The organism is Kitasatospora sp. NPDC051984 (assembly GCF_044593455.1).
Taxonomy (GTDB): domain Bacteria; phylum Actinomycetota; class Actinomycetes; order Streptomycetales; family Streptomycetaceae; genus Kitasatospora.
This window is the reverse complement of the sequence record NZ_JBIUCB010000024.1, coordinates 64,360-80,372: the sequence shown is the minus strand read 5'-3', so window position 1 is coordinate 80,372 and position 16,013 is coordinate 64,360. Positions and strand designations below refer to the sequence as shown.

Here is a 16,013-nt window from a genome sequence, read left to right as displayed (position 1 = left end):
TCTCAGACGTTCCCGAAGTCGTTGTCGATCAGGGCGAACAGCTCGTCCGCTGTCGCCGTTTCGGTCACCGTGGCGGTGTCGTCCACCGCCCCGGGAGGTACTGCCCCGCCGCCCGGTGACCTGCCGCCCGGTGCGCCGGCGCGCCTGCGCCAGCTGCGCAGCAGTTCGTCCAGTCGCTCGCCGACCCCGTCGCTGTCGGCCGTCCCGGGCGGGGCGGCCGTGAGGAGCGCGGCCAGCCGGTCCAGCTCGGCCAGCAGCGGCGAGGGCGGTTCGGGCGCGGCGGACAGCTCCGCGTCCAGGTAGGCGGCGAGCGCCTCGGGCGTCGGGTGGTCGAAGACGGCCGTCGGCGGGACGGCCAGCCCGGTGGCCTCGCACAGCGCGTTCCGGAACCGCACCGCGAGCATCGAGTCGAAGCCGACCTCGGCGAAGGTGCGTTCCGGGCGCACCGGGCCGGTTCCGGGATGGCCGAGGACCGCGGCCGAGTGCCGGACGACCAGGTCGAGCACCGCCTGCCGGCGGGCCCGCCGGTCCAGCGGGGCCAGGCGGGCGGCCAGCCGTTCGGCGGGGGTCCCGTCGTCGTCGCCCGCGGCCTCCGGTGCCTCCTCGGCCGGCACCGCCGTGGTGGCGGCGGCCGTCCGGCCCGGGGTGGCCAGCCAGTACCGGTCGCGCTGGAACGGGTACGTCGGCAGCAGGACGGGGGCCGGGCCGGGGGTCCCGGTCCAGGGCGACCAGTCCACCGGACCGCCGCCGGCCGCCCACGCCTCGGTCAGCGAGGCCAGCAGCCGGTCCCGGCCGCCGTCGCCGCGCCGCAGCGTGCCGACCGCCGACACCTCCCGCCCGGCCTCCGCGGCCACCGCCTCGATCCCGGCGAGCAGCACCGGGTGCGGGCTGACCTCGACGAGCAGGGTGTGGCCGGCGTCCAGCAGGGTGCGGGTCGCTCCGGCGAAGTCGACCGGTTCGCGCAGGTTGCGGTACCAGTAGGCGGCGTCGAGCGATTCTCCGGCGACGGGTTCGCCGGTCACCGTCGAGTAGAGCGGGACGGCCGAGGCGCGGGGGCGGATCCCGCCGAGGGCTTCGCGCAGTTCGTCCTCGATCTCGGCGACCTGGGCGGAGTGGGCCGCGTAGTCCACCGGGATCGCCTTGGCCCGGACGCCTTCCCGCTCGCAGGCCGCGAGCAGGGCGGCCAGTTCCTGGGGCTCCCCGGCGACGACCACGGCTTCGGGGCCGTTCACGGCGGCCACGCACGCGCGTCCGCCGGCGGGCAGCAGGCCCGTGGTCCGCTCGGCGGAGGCGGCGACCGACACCATGCCGCCGCGTCCCGCCAGCCTCAGCAGCGCCCGGCTGCGCAGCGCCACCACGAGGGCCGCGTCGTCGAGCGACAGCGCTCCGGCGACGCAGGCGGCGGCGATCTCGCCCTGGCTGTGCCCGACGACGGCGTCCGGGGTGACCCCGGTGTCGCGCCAGTGCGCGGCCAGCGCGACCATCACGGCGAAGAGCACCGGCTGGACGACGTCCACGCGCTCGAGCGTCGGCGCGCCGGGCGCGCCGCGCAGCACCTCGATCAGGGACCAGTCGGTGTGCGGGGCGAGCGCCCGTTCGCAGTCGGCGATGGCGGCGGCGAACGGCGCGGAGGTGTCGAGCGCCGCCGCGGCCATGCCGGCCCACTGCGATCCCTGGCCGGGGAAGACGAAGACCGTGCGGCCGCCGCGCGCCCGGTCCTGCACCGCGTCGGGGGCGGGTTCGCCCGCCGCGAGGGCGTCCAGCCAGCCGATCAGCGCGGCGCGGTCGCGGCCGGTGGCGGCCGCCCGGAAGGGCAGGGCGGGGCGGGTGGTGGCGAGCGCCCGGGCGGCCGCGGCGGCGCCCGCGTCGGGGTCGGCCCGCAGGTGCTCGCCCAGTCGGCGCGCCTGGCGGCGCAGGGCCGCGGGGGTCATGGCGGAGAGCAGCCAGGGAACGGTGGTCCCGGGCTCCTCGGCCGGCGGGCGGTGGTCGGTGGCGGGTGCTTCCTCCAGGACGGCGTGGGCGTTGGTGCCGCTCATGCCGAACGCGGAGACGCCGGCCCGGCGCGGCCGGCCCCCGTCCGGGGCGTCCCAGGGGCGGGCGTCCGCGAGCAGCCGGACCGCGCCGGCCGACCAGTCCACCCGGCTGGACGCCTCATGGGCGTGCAGGGTGCCGGGGAGCACGCCGTTGCGCAGGGCGAGCACCGTCTTGATGACGCCGGCGACTCCGGCGGCGGCCTGGGTGTGCCCGATGTTGGACTTCAGCGAACCCAGCCACAGCGGGCGGTCGGCGGGCCGGTCCTGGCCGTAGGTGGCCAGCAGGGCCTGCGCCTCGATGGGGTCGCCGAGCACGGTGCCGGTGCCGTGCGCCTCGACCAGGTCGATCTCGGCGCCGGACAGTCCGGCCGTGGCCAGCGCGGCCCGGATCACCCGCTGCTGCGCGGGGCCGCTCGGGGCGGTGAGGCCGTTGCTGGCACCGTCCTGGTTCACCGCGGTGCTCCGTACCAGCGCGAGGACCGGGTGCCCGAGGCGGCGCGCGTCGGAGAGGCGTTCCACGAGCAGGACGCCCACCCCTTCGCCCCACCCCGTGCCGTTCGCCCCTTCGGCGAAGGAGCGGCAGCGGCCGTCGGGCGACAGGCCCTGCTGGCGGCTGAACTCGACGAAGACGTCCGGGCTCGCCATCACCGCGGCGCCGCCGACCAGGGCGAACGAGCAGTCGCCGGCGCGCAGTGCCTGGCCGGCCAGGTGCAGTGCCACCAACGAGGAGGAGCAGGCCGTCTCCACGGTCACGGCGGGGCCGCCGAGGCCGAGGGTGTAGGCGATCCGGCCGGAGGCGACGCTGGTGACGGTGCCGCTGAGCAGGTGCCCCTCGACCTGGTCGGACGGGTCCTGCGGGCCGGTGCCGTAGCCCTGGGAGGCGACGCCGACGTAGACGCCGCCCTCGCTGCCGCGGACCGACGCGGGGTCGAGTCCGGCCCGCTCCAGGACCTCCCAGCTGGTTTCGAGCAGCAGCCGCTGCTGCGGGTCCATGGCCAGGGCCTCGCGCGGCGAGATGCCGAAGAACTCCGCGTCGAACTCGGCCGCCCCGTCCAGGAATCCGCCGCCGGTGGTGTAGAAGGTGCCCGGGTGCAGGGGGTCCGGGTCGTAGAGGTCCTCCAGCGGCCAGCCGCGGTCGGCGGGCAGCTCGGCGACCGCGTCCACTCCGTCGGCGACCAGCCGCCACAGGTCTTCGGGCGAGCGGACGCCGCCCGGGAACCGGCAGGCCATCGAGACGATCGCCAGGGGTTCGTCGGCCGCCGCCGGATCCGCCGCGGTCGCGCTGGTCGTGCCGGGCGTGTCGTCGGCGCCCGGTTCCGTGCCGCTCAGCCCGGCGAACAGGTGCTCGGCGAGGGCGGCCGCCGTCGGGTGGTCGAAGACGGAGGTGAGCGCGAGCGGCAGGGCGGTGGCCGCGACCAGCCGGTTGCGGAGTTCGACGGCGGTGAGCGAGTCGAAGCCCGCCTCGCGGAACGGGCGGTCGGCGGCGAGGCCGACGGCCGACTCGTGGCCCAGCACGGCGGCCGCTTCGCTCCGGACCAGCTCGGTCAGCAGTTTGCGGCCCTCGGGCCCGGACAGCCGGTGCAGCCGGTGCGACCACGAGGGGTCGCCGCCCGTACCGGGTGCGGACCCGACAGAAGTGTCCGCGGGGCCGCCGTCCGCCGTCCGGTACCCCGCGGCGGCGGGCAGGCCGCGCAGCAGCGCGCTCTCCCGGACCGATCCGAAGGTGGGCGCGAAGCGGCTCCAGTCCAACTCGGCGACGACCGCTTCGCCCTCGTCCAGGGCCAGCGCCAGGCCGAGCGCGGACAGCGCCGCCGCAGGGTCCATCGGCACCAGCCCGTGTCGGCGCAGGCCGTCGCCGACGGCGCCCTCGGCCATGCCCGCGCCGGCCCAGGGCCCCCAGGCCACCGAGGTCGCCGGCAGGCCCCGGCCGCGCCGCGCCGCGGCGAGGCCGTCCAGGTAGGCGTTGGCCGCCGCGTACGCGCCCTGGCCGCCGCTGCCCCAGGTAGCCGAGATCGAGGAGAACAGCACGAAGGCGTCCAGTTGGCGGCCTTCGAACAGGGCGTCGAGGTGGGCCGCGCCGCGTGTCTTGGCCGCCGTCCGCAGGGCCAGTTCCTCCGGCGTGCAGTCCATCAGCGCGGTGTCCGAGGTGAGTCCCGCGGTGTGCACCACGGCCCGTACGGTGTCGCCCTCGGCGTGCAGCCGCTCCAGGACCCGTTCCAGCGCGGTGCGGTCGGCGACGTCGCAGGCCAGCACGGTGCTCCGGGCGCCGAGCGCCGCCAGGGCGTCGACCAGCGCGTCGGCTCCCGGGGCCTCGGGGCCCCGCCGGCCGAGCAGGACCAGGTGGTCCGCGCCGCGCTCCGCGAGCCAGCGCGCCACCTGGGCGCCGAGGCCGCCGGTGCCGCCGGTGACCAGGACGGTGCCGCGCGGCGTCCACGGTGCGGGTGCGGGTGTCGCGGGCTCCGGCGCGGGGACGAGCCGGCGGCCCAGCGGTGCCGGCACGCGCACGGCCACCTGGTCCTCGCCGTCCAGTCCGGCCAGCACCGCGCACAACCCTTCCAGCGCGGGCCCGTCCAGCAGCTCCGGCAGGTCGACCAGGCCGCCCCAGCGCAGCGGGTGCTCGAGGGCCGCCACCCGGCCCAGGCCCCACACCTGGGCCTGCTCGGGGCGGACCTCCTCCGTGCCGTGGGCCGCCACCGCGCCGCGGGTGGCGCACCACAGGGGTGCGTCGATGCCGCTCTCGCCCAGGGCCTGGATCAGCATCAGGGTCCCGGTCAGGCAGGCGTCGAGCGTCCGCAGGCCGGGGTGCGGCCCCTCGGCCAGGGCGAGCAGCGACAGGGCGCCCTCCAGGGAACCGAACTCCGGGAGCAGCGAGGCCAGTTCGGCGCGTTCGACGGCGACCCCGACCCGGATCACGACCACGTCGGCGCCGTGTCCGGCGAGGGCCTGTTCGCAGGCGAGCGCGGTGTCCTCGGCGCCGGGTCCGTCCGGGACGACGAGCAGCCAGCGGCCGGAGAGGCGGGGCTCCGCGGGCGCGGTGAGCGGCTCCCATCCGATGCGGTAGCGGTGCGGGCCGGCGGGGGCCGCGATTCCCCGGCGGCCGCGCCAGGCGGCGGGGGCCGGGTCCGGCGCGGCCACCGGCCAGAAGCGCCGGTGCTGGAAGGCGTACGTGGGCAGGTCGACCCGCCGCACGTCGGTGCCGCTCCAGCCCGCCGACCAGTCCACCGCCACGCCGCGCAGGTGCAGCGAGGCGAGTGCGGTGCGGACCGCGTCCGACTCGCCGCGGTCACCGCGCAGCAGCGGCACCGCCCCGGGACCGCCGGGGGCGGGAACGGAGCCGCCGGGGACGGAGTCGGAGTCGGCTTCGGGAAGGCAGGCGTGGAGCATGCCGGACAGCACGCCGCCCGGTCCGAGTTCGAGGTACGTGGTCGCGCCCGCGGCCCGCAGTTGGCGGGCCCCTTCCAGGAAGCGCACGGTGCCCCGGGCGTGCCGCACCCAGTGGTCGGGGGAGCGGAGTTCCGCGGCCGTGGCCGTGCGCCCGGTCAGGTTGGAGACGATCTCGATGCCGGGCGCGTGGTAGGTCAGCGACTCGGCCACGTCCCGGAACGCGTCGAGCATGCCGTCCATCCGGGCGGAGTGGAAGGCGTGGCTCACGCTCAGGCGCCGGGTGCGCCGGCCGCGGTCGCGGAACGTCCCGGCCAGGCGGCGTACCGCGTCCTCGTCACCGGACAGGACCACGGAGGCGGGCCCGTTGACGGCGGCGATGTCCACCGTGTCCCGGTCCTCGGTCGACAGGGCCTGGCGCACTTCCTCCTCGCCGGCCTCGACCGCCACCATCGCCCCGCCCTCGGGCAGTTCGTCCATCAGCCGGCCCCGGGCCGTCACCAGCGCGCAGGCGTCGGGCAGGTCCAGCACGCCCGCCGCGTGGGCGGCGGCGAGTTCGCCGATGGAGTGCCCCATCAGCAGGTCGGGCCGCACGCCCCAGTGCCGTACCAGCCGGAACAGCGCCGTCTCCAGGGCGAACAGCGCGGGCTGGGTGTACCGGGTGCGGTCGAGCAGTTCCGCGTCGGGGGTTCCGGGTTCGGCGAACAGGAGGTCGCGCAGGTTCAGGTCGAGGTGCGGGTCGAGGCCGGTCAGCACCTCATCGAGGGCGTCGGCGAACACCGGGTCCTCGCCGTAGAGCTCCGCGCCGGCTCCGGCCCGCTGGCTGCCCTGTCCCGGGAACAGGAAGGCGGTCCGGCCGGGGCGCACGCCGCCGCCGGTGAGCAGTCGGCCCGCCGTCGTGCCGCGCGCGAGCGCGGTGAGCGAGCGCCGGACGGACGCCCGGTCCCGTCCCAGGACGGCGGCCCGGTGTTCGAGCGGGGCCCGTCCGGTGGCCAGCGAGTAGGCGACGTCGACCAGTTCGACGTCCGGGTCGGCGTCGAGCCGGCCCACCAGCCGGCCGGCCTGGGCCCGCAGGGCCTCCGGTGTCCTGGCCGAGAGCAGCAGCGGCACGGGCGGGCCGGTACGGCGGGCGGTGGGGGTGGCGGTGTCCGCGGCAAGGGCCATCGTGGCGGCGGCGGGGGTGGCGGCCGGGGTGTCCGTGGCGGGGGCGGCCGGGGTGTCGGTCCGGTCCAGGGCGGGCACGGCCGCGATGGCGGGCGCCTGCTCGATGATCAGGTGCGCGTTGGTGCCGCTGATGCCGAACGAGGACACGCCCGCCCGGCGCGGGTTCCCGGTCTCCGGCCACGGGGTGTGCGCGGTGAGCAGGCGGATGCCGCCGTCGGACCAGTCGACGTGCGGGTTCGGCGTCCCGGCGTGCAGGGTTCCGGGCAGTTCTCCGTGACGGATGGCCAGCACCATCTTCATCACCCCGGCCACCCCGGCGGCTGCCTGGGTGTGCCCGATGTTCGACTTCACCGAGCCGAGCCACAGCGGACGGTCCGCCGGGCGCTCCGGTCCGTGGACGGCCTGGAGCGCCTGCGCCTCGATCGGGTCGCCGAGCCTGGTGCCGGTGCCGTGGGCCTCGATCGCGTCGATCTGCTCGGCGCGCAGCGCGGCGTCGGCCAGGGCGGCGCGGATGACCTGCTGCTGGGACGGGCCGTTGGGGGCGGTGAGCCCGTTGCTGGCGCCGTCCTGGTTCACGGCGGTGCCGCTGATCAGCGCGAGGACGGGGTGGCCGTGGCGCAGGGCGTCGCTGTGGCGCTCGAGCAGCAGCACGCCGGCGCCCTCGCCCCAGCCCGTGCCGTCCGCGTCCGCCGAGAACGCCTTGCACCGTCCGTCGGCGGCGAGCCCGCGCTGACGGCTGAACTCCACGAAGAGCCGCGGGGTGCTCATCACGGTCACCCCGCCCGCGAGGGCCTGCTCGCAGTCGCCGCGCCGCAGTGCCTGGACGGCCAGGTGCAGCGCCACCAGTGACGAGGAGCACGCGGTGTCGACGGTGAGCGAGGGCCCCTGGAGGCCGAGGACGTAGGACAGCCGGCCCGACAGCACGCTGGCCGTGTTCCCGGTCAGCAGGTGGCCCTCGGACACTCCCTCGGCGCCCTCCAGCAGCGCGGAGTAGTCCTGCCCGTTGGTGCCGATGTAGACGCCGACCTGCCGGTCCTTCAGCGCGGTCGGATCCTGCCCGGCGCCCTCGACCGCCTCCCAGGCGGTCTCCAGGAGCAGCCGCTGCTGCGGGTCCATGGCGAGGGCCTCGCGCGGCGAGATGCCGAAGAACTCGGCGTCGAACTCGGCGGCGTCGTGCAGGAAGCCGCCCTGCCTGGTGTACGTGGTGCCGGGGTGGTCGGGGTCCGGGTCGTACAGCCCCTCGGTGTCCCAGCCCCGGTTCGACGGCCAGTCGCCGACGGCGTCGGTGCCCTGGGAGAGCAGGTGCCAGAAGTCCTCGGGCCGGGCGACCCCGCCGGGGAAGCGGCAGCCCATGCCGACGATCGCGATCGGCTCGTTGCCGACGGGGTCGGCGGTGTCGCTCGCCTCGTCCGGCAGACCCGGGTCGAGGGCCTGGTCCAGGTCCAGTTCCGCGAGCAGCCGGTCGGCCAGTGCCGACGGGGTGGGGTGGTCGAAGAGGACGGTGGCCGGCAGGGCCAGCCCGGTGACGGCGGCGAGCCGGTTGCGCAGCTCCACCGCCATCAGGGAGTCGAAGCCGAGCGCGGAGAACGCCTTTCCGGGCTGGACGGTGTCGACGCCGGGGTGGCGCAGGACCGTCGCCGCTTGGGTGCGGACCAGTTCGGTGAGGGCCCCGACCCGGTCCTCGTGGCGCGGCAGTGCGGCGATCCGCTGCCGCAGGGTGTCGGCGACGCCGTCGCCCTCCCGGGCCGCCGACGGTGCGGCGGTGTCCTGGGTGGGCCGTGCGGCAGCCGGGTCCGGTATCCCGTCGAGCAGGGCGGTGGACCGCAGGCCGATGGCCGCGGTGAAGCGCTTCCAGTCGACGTCGGCGACCACGACCAGCGCGTCGTCCGCCTCCAGTGCCCGGCCGATCGCGGTGACGGCCGTTTCGGGCTCCATCACCGGCATGCCGAAGTCACGGAGCCGGCCGGCGACCTCGTCCGCCAGCATGCCCGGTCCGGCCCAGGCGCCCCAGGCCACGGACGTGCCGGGCAGCCCGGCGGCCCGGCGGGCGGCGACGAGTGCGTCGACGGCCGCGTTGGCGGCCGCGTAGTTCCCCTGCCCGGCGTTGCCCACGACGCCCATCACCGACGAGAACACCACGAAGGCCGACAGGTCGAGGCCCGCGGTGGCCTCGTGCAGGTTCCGGGCGGCGGTCAGCTTGGCGCGCAGCACCACGGCGAGCCGCGCGGGGTCCAGCGCGTCGAGCACACCGTCGTCGAGGACGCCCGCCGCGTGGATGACGGCGGACAGCGGGTACCGCGCGGGGATGTCGGCGACCAGCGCCGCCAGGGCGGCCGGGTCGGCGACGTCGCACGCCGCGAAGGCCACTTCGGTGCCCAGCGCCGTCAGTTCCGCCCGCAGCGCGTCCGTGCCGGGGGCGTCGGCGCCGCGCCGGCTGACCAGCAGCAGCCGCTCCGCGCCCTGGCCCGCGAGCCAGCGCGCCGTGTGCGAGCCGACGCCGCCGGTGCCGCCCGTGACGAGGACCGTGCCCCGCCACCGGGCGTCCGGGCCGCCCGCACGGGCCTTCGGCGGCACGGACGGCGCGGGCCGGAGGCGGCGTCCGTGGACCCCGGTGGAGCGCACCGCCACCTGTTCCTCGTCGGCCGCGGCTCCCGCGAGCACCGCGCACAGGCGGCGGGCGGCCCGTGCGTCCGGCACCTCGGGCAGGTCGACCAGACCGCCCCGGCGGTGCGGGTGCTCCAGGGCCAGCGTCCGGCCCAGGGCGGCGGAGGCGGCCTGACCGACGTGTCCGGGCCGCTCCGCGCCGCCCAGGACGGCCAGTCCCTTGGTCAGTATCCAGAGCCTGGCCTGGATGCCCGCGTCCTCGAGTGCCTGGGCCAGCGCGAGGGTCAGCGCCGGACCACCGGGCAGGTCGGGGTGCTCGGGGTGGGGGCGTTCCTCCCAGGACAGCAGGGACAGCACGCCGGCGATCGGCTGCTCCCCGGCGGTCTCCGTGAGCAGGGCGGCCAGCTGTTCGCGGGTCGCGCCCGGATCGGCGACGACGCACGGGAGGAGGTCGGCCCCGGCCTCGCGGAGGGCGTCCAGGACGGCCGCCGCGTCGCCGCCTTCGGGACGCAGGGCGAGCCAGCGACCGGGGAGGCCGTCCGTCGGCGTGACCGACAGGGGTGCCCAGGCGACGTGGTAGCGCCAGGATTCCGCCTTCCGCTCACGGCTCCTGGCGGAGCGCCAGGTCGCCAGCGCGGGCAGGACTTCGTCCAGGGCGGCGCGGCCGACCCCGAGGATTTCGGCGAGCCGGGCGGGGTCCTGCAGTTCCAGGTCGTCCCAGCGGTCCTCGGCGGGGGCGGCCGGGACGGCGGCGGGGGCCGTCAGCCAGTAGCGGGTGCGCTGGAAGGCGTACGTCGGCAGCTCGACGCGGCGCGCCCCCGGGAACGCCCCCGACCAGTCCACCCCCAGCCCGCGCTCCCAGCCGCGTCCGACCGCGCGCAGCACCTGCGTCGGGCCGCCCTCCCCGCGACGCAAGGTCCCCAGCACCACGGCATCCGCACCCGCCGCCTCGACCGACTCCCCCACCGCGACGGACAGCACCGGGTGCGGGCTGGACTCGACGAAGAACCGGTGCCCGGCCGCCAGGAGCGCGCGGGTCGCCTGCTCGAACTCGACGGTCTCCCGCAGGTTGCGGTACCAGTACTCGGCGTCCAGGGCCTTCGTGTCCAACAGGCCGCCCGTGACGCTCGAGTAGAACGGCACCGCAGCGGACAGCGGCACGATGCCGTCCAGATCGGCGAGCAGCTGCTCGCGGACCTCCTCCACGTGCGCGGAGTGCGACGCGTAGTCGACCTCGATCAGCCGCGCCCGCACCCCGTCCCCCACGAGCTCTTCCACCAGCGCCGCGACCGCGTCAGCATCGCCCGAGACCACCGTGGACGACGGGCCGTTCACCGCCGCCACCGACAACCGGCCCGCGATGCGCTCCCGCACCACGTCCACCGGCAACGGAAGCGAGGCCATACCGCCCCGACCCGCCAGCGCGCGGATCGCCAGGGAACGCAACGCGACCACCCGCGCCCCGTCCTCCAGACTCAGACCGCCCGCCACCACGGCGGCGGCAACCTCGCCCTGAGAGTGACCGACCACCGCGTCCGGAACCACACCGAACGAGCGCCACACCTCGGACAGCGACACCATCACGGCCCACAGCACCGGCTGCACCACATCCACCCGCGCCAGCAGGGACTCCGAGCCGAGCGCCTCCGCCAACGACCAGTCGACGTACGGCGCCAGCGCCCGCTCGCACTCCGCCATCCGTTCCGCGAACACGGCCGATTCGGCCAGCAGTTCGGCGGCCATCCCGACCCACTGCGAACCCTGGCCCGGGAACACCAGCGCCACCCGACCGGAAACCAGCCCGCCGCCGGACACCGCGGCACCCTGCGCCAGCGCCTGCACGCCGTCGAGCAGTTCGCTCCGGTCCCCGCCCACCACCACCGCACGGTGCTCGAAGGACGCGCGCCCCACCGCCAGCGAACAGCCCACGTCCGCCACGTCGAGCCCGGGCTCCGCCGCCACCCGCGCCGCCAGCGCCTCCGCCTGCGCGCGCAGTGCCTCGGCGTTGCGCGCCGACACCGGCCACACCACCGGCCCGGGACGCGGGGCGTCCTCCACCGCCTCGGCCGGCACGGACTCCAGGATCACGTGGGCGTTGGTCCCGCTGATGCCGAAAGAGGACACGCCCGCCCGGCGCGGGCGGCCCGTGTCGTCCCAGGCACGGGCCTCCGTCAGCAGCCGGCCGGCGCCCGCCGACCAGTCCACCTCGGGCGTCGGACCGTCCACGTGCAGCGTCTTGGGCATCACGCCGTACCGCAGCGCCAGCACCGACTTGATGACGCCCGCGACACCGGCCGCAGCCTGGGCGTGGCCGATGTTGGACTTCAGCGACCCGATCCACACCGGCCGGTCCGCCGGCCGCCCCTGCCCGTAGGTGGCCAGCAGCGCCTGCGCCTCGATCGGGTCACCCAACCGCGTCCCCGTACCGTGCGCCTCCACCACGTCCACGTCCGAGGCCGTCAGCCCCGCGTCCGCCAGCGCCGCCCGGATCACCCGCTGCTGCGACGGGCCGTTCGGCGCGGTCAGACCGTTGCTCGCTCCGTCCTGGTTCACCGCCGAACCGCGCACCACCGCCAGCACCGGATGCCCGAGACGCCGAGCGTCCGACAACCGCTCCAGCAGCAGCATGCCCACGCCCTCGGCCAGGCCGAAGCCGTCGGCGGCCGCCGCGAACGCCTTGCAGCGGCCGTCGGGGGCCAGGCCGCCCTGCCGGCTGAACTCGACGAGCATGCCGACCGTGGACATCACGGTCGCGCCACCGGCCAGCGCCAGCGAGCACTCGCCGGACCGCAGCGCCCGGACCGCGAGGTGCAGAGCCACCAGCGAGGACGAGCAGGCCGTGTCCACGGTGACGGCCGCCCCCTCCAGGCCGAGGGTGTAGGCCAGGCGGCCCGACGCGACGCTTCCGGTGTTGCCGGTCAGCAGGTGGCCGCCCTCGTCGGCGCCCTGTTCGAGGGAGGGGCCGTAGTCCATGGTCATCGCCCCGACGTAGACGCCCGTCGGGGTCCGCCGCAGGGTGGACGGGTCGATCCCGGCCCGCTCCAGCGCCTCCCAGGTGGTCTCCAGCAGCAGCCGCTGCTGCGGGTCCATGGCGAGGGCCTCGCGCGGCGAGATGCCGAAGAACTCGGCGTCGAAGTCGGCCGCGCCGGCGAGCGAACCCGCCTCCCGCTGGTAGTACCGGCCCGGTGTGCCCGGTGCGGGGTCGTACCGTCCGGCGGTGTCCCAGCCGCGGTCGTCGGGCAGCGCGGAGACGGCGTCGGCGCCCGCCGACACCAGCTCCCAGAGGTCGTCGGGGCCGCCGACGCCGCCGGGGTAGCGGCAGCCCATGCCGACGATCACCACGGGGTCGTCGTCCGCGGGCCGCCGCACCGGCTCGACCGCGTCCGTGCGCAGGTCGGGCCGGTCGCCGCCGATCCGGGCGCTGAGGTACGCGACCAGGGCCGCCGGGGTCGGGCAGTCGAAGACGGCCGTCGCCGGGATGCGCAGCGCGGTCGCCGCGCTCAGCCGGTTGCGCAGCTCCACGGCGGTGACGGAGTCGAATCCCAGGTCGAGGAAGGCCACGTCGGCGGGGACCGGTTCGGACCGCCCGGTCACCGCGGCGATCTCCTCGTCCACCAGCCGGGCCAGCGCGGCGCGCCGTTCCGGGGCGTCCATGCCGGCCAGTTCCGCCTGCAACGCGCCGCCGACGTCCCGGCCGCCGCCCGTGCCGCCCACACCGTCCGGGTCCGCCGGGCCAGGCTCCGCGAGCGCCGCCAGGACTGCCGCCGGCAGCTCCCGTACCCCTGCGGACGGCGCTTCCGGTTCCCGCTCCGGGGTGACACCGTGCACGTACAGGTCGCCGAGCGAGGTCAGGAACCGGCCCGGACCGCCCTGGTCCCGGCGCAGCGTTCCGAGGACGGCGGCCTGCGCGCCGTGTTCCTCCGCGCAGTCCGTGAGGGCGGAGGTCAGCACGGTGTGCGGGCTGACCTCCAGCAGGACGCCGTACCCGTCCCGGAGCAGGGCGCCGGCCGCCTGGTGGAACCGGACAGGGTTGCGCAGGTTGCGGCACCAGTAGTCGGCGTCCAGGACCGGGGCGTCCAGTCGTCCGCCGGTCAGTCCGGAGTAGTAGGGCAGCTGCGGTGTGCGGGGCCGGATCGGTGCGAGGTCGGCGTGCATCCGGGGGACGATCGCGTCGATGTGGGGGGAGTGGGCGGCCAGGCCGACCGCGATCCGCCGTGCGTGCACCCCCTCCGAGGCCAGGTCGGCGAGGAGTTCGGCCGCGGCGTCGCGGTCGCCGGAGACGATCACGGACCGCGGGCCGTTGTGCGCGGCGACGACGAGGCGGCCGTCCCAGCGGCGCAGCCGCGGCTCGACCGCGTCGGCCGGGGCCATGACGGAGACCATGTCGCCCTGCCCGGCCAGGGTCGCCTGGGCCTGGCTCCACAGGGCGACCACCCGTGCGGAGTCGTCCAGGGACAGCGCGCCGCTGACCGCGGCGGCGGTGACCTCGCCGACGCTGTGCCCGAGCACGGCGGCCGGTTCCACGCCGTGGGAGCGCCACAGCTCGGCGAGCGACACCGTCACGGCGAACAGCAGGGGCTGCACCACGTCGGCCCGGTCCGCGGCGGGGGCGCCCGGCGCGTCCGGGTCGCGGAGCACGTCGATCGGCGACCAGTCGGTGAACGGTTCGAGGGCCTGCGCGCACGCGTCCATCCGGTCGCGGAACACCGCGGAGGTGTCCAGCAGGTCCACGGCCATCCGGGGCCACTGCGCGCCCTGTCCGGGAAACACGAAGGCGACCCGGCGGCCCGCCGCGGCGGTGCCCTCGACCAGGCCGGGCGTGCTCCTGCCGTCGGCGAGCGCGTCCAGCCGCCGCAGGAACCCGTCCCGGCCGTCGGCGACCAGTGCCGCCCGCCGGCTCCCCTCGGAGGCGGTGCGCGCGAGGGCGAGCGCGATGTCCTGGGGGCTCCAGTCGTCACGACCGGCCAGGTACCCGTGCAGGCCGCGCGCGCCGGCCGCCAGCGACTCCCTGCCGCTGCCGGCCAGTGTCCACAGCAGCGGTGCTTCCGTACCGTCGGGGTGCGCCATCGTGTCTTCGGACTCCTTCACGGCGAGCGGGACCACCGGTCGCCGAACCGTGGCGGGCGCCCGCTCTCGCGGGTCGCGCGCCGACCGGGACGCCTTCGTCAGGCCCGGCGCGTACCCCCACCGGACCTGCGACGTCGATCTTGCCCACTGCCGCATAGCAGCCCGATAGCGCGGGCCGCGACACGACGCGGGTACGGGGAGCGGGCGGGGCGCGGAGCGGCGGGAGGGCCGCGCGCGTACCCCGTGGAGCGGGCGGGGCGCGGAGCGGCAGGAGGGCCGCGCGCGTACCCCGTGGAGCGGGCGGGGCGCGGAGCGGCAGGAGGGCCGCGCGCGTACCCCGTGGAGCGGGTCGGCCGGACAGGCCCTAAGTGCGCGGCACCCCGAGCTCGCGCCAGATCCCGTCCAGTGCCGCGACGAACGCCTCGACCTGCGCGGGCTGGTGGACGGCGCCGGGCGCGCTCCGGAGGATCTCCTGTCCCGCGCGCACGCTGGGCGCGTTGATCGCCTGCACGTAGATGCCGTGGCGCTCCAGCAGCAGGGCGGAGATCCGCCGGGCGAGCGCGTCGTCCCCGACGAAGATCGAGACGATGTGGGAGCCGTCGGAGACGAAGGGGATGCCGTGCTCCGTGAGCAGCCGGTGCGTCAGCCGCGCGTTCGCGTGGAGCCGGTCGCGCTCCTCGTCGGAAGTGCGCAGGTGCCGGACCGCGGCGAGCGCGCCCGCCACGACCGCCGGCGGCAGGGCGGTGGTGAAGATGAAGGAGCGGGACAGGCCGCGCACCGCGTCGACCAGTTCGGCGGGACCGGCGATGTACCCGCCGGTGGTGCCGAATCCCTTGGCGAGCGTTCCCATGATGACGGTGAACTCGTCCGCGATGCCCAGGCTCGCGGCGATACCGGCTCCCTGCGGCCCGTACATTCCGACCGCGTGGACCTCGTCGAGGAAGGTCATCGCGCCGTATTTCCGGGCGATCCGGGCGATCTCGGCGAGCGGGGCGACGTCGCCCGCCATCGAGTAGACCGATTCCATGACGATCATCTTCGGCCGGTCGGGATCGGCGGCGGATATCAGCTCTTCCAGGTGCGCCGTGTCGTTGTGCCGGAAAATGTGTTTCTCGGCGCCGCTGTGGCGGAGTCCATCGATGATCGAGGCGTGGTTCATCTCGTCGGAGAAGACGACGCAGTCCCCCAGCCGGCCGGCGAGGACCGTGAGGGCTCCGTCATTGGCGGTGTACCCGGAGGTGAAGAGAAGGGCGTCCTCTTTTCCGTGCAGATCCGCCAGTTCGTTCTCCAGCAGCACGTGGCAGTGGTTGGTCCCGCCGATGTTCCGGGAGCCGCCCGAGCCCGCGCCGTACTCGTCGAGGGCTTCGCGGGTCGCCGCCAGGACCAGCGGGTGCTGGCCCATTCCCAGGTAGTCGTTGCTGCACCACACGCTGATCTCGGAGGTGACCCCGTCCCGCAGGCTCTCGGCCGCCGGGAATTTCCCGGCGAGCCGGCCGATCTCCAGGAACTCCCGTTTCGCCTTCGGTGATCCACCTTCCTTCATGCGCCGCGAGAAGAGCTCCAGGTATTGGTTCATGACGACCCTTTTCTCCGAAGACTACGCCGATGCGGGGCCCGGACCGGTAGAGGGAATTGTCTCAGAGCGAAATATCACTTCGATGGCGCGGGGTGCGACAATTGAGAACCCACCGCGCATCCGCTTTTCCGATTCACGCCCCCTGGTGGACCCGATTTGCTCGTTGTAGGCTGTGCGGAAATTCCTCG

General features: G+C 76.0%; 2 protein-coding genes. Both read right to left on the bottom strand.

What is annotated here, in order from left to right; all coding sequences use genetic code 11:
- Positions 1-2: 2 nt before the first annotated feature.
- Positions 3-14,249 (bottom strand): type I polyketide synthase, encoded by a 14,247-nt coding sequence (locus ACIHEI_RS31390; RefSeq protein WP_396609105.1) that lies wholly within the window; start codon positions 14,247-14,249, stop codon positions 3-5.
- 364 nt (positions 14,250-14,613) lie between these two features.
- On the bottom strand, positions 14,614-15,825 hold the full coding sequence (gene hemA / locus ACIHEI_RS31385) for a 5-aminolevulinate synthase (protein ID WP_396609104.1): 1,212 nt from the start codon (positions 15,823-15,825) through the stop codon (positions 14,614-14,616).
- Between the last annotated feature and the right edge of the window lie 188 nt (positions 15,826-16,013).

What these genes read in the sequence shown, in the direction of transcription:
- ACIHEI_RS31390 (WP_396609105.1), bottom strand. Translation starts at nt 14,249, where the DNA reads ATGGCGCACCCCGACGGTACGGAAGCACCGCTGCTGTGGACACTGGCC.
- hemA (WP_396609104.1), bottom strand. Translation starts at nt 15,825, where the DNA reads ATGAACCAATACCTGGAGCTCTTCTCGCGGCGCATGAAGGAAGGTGGA.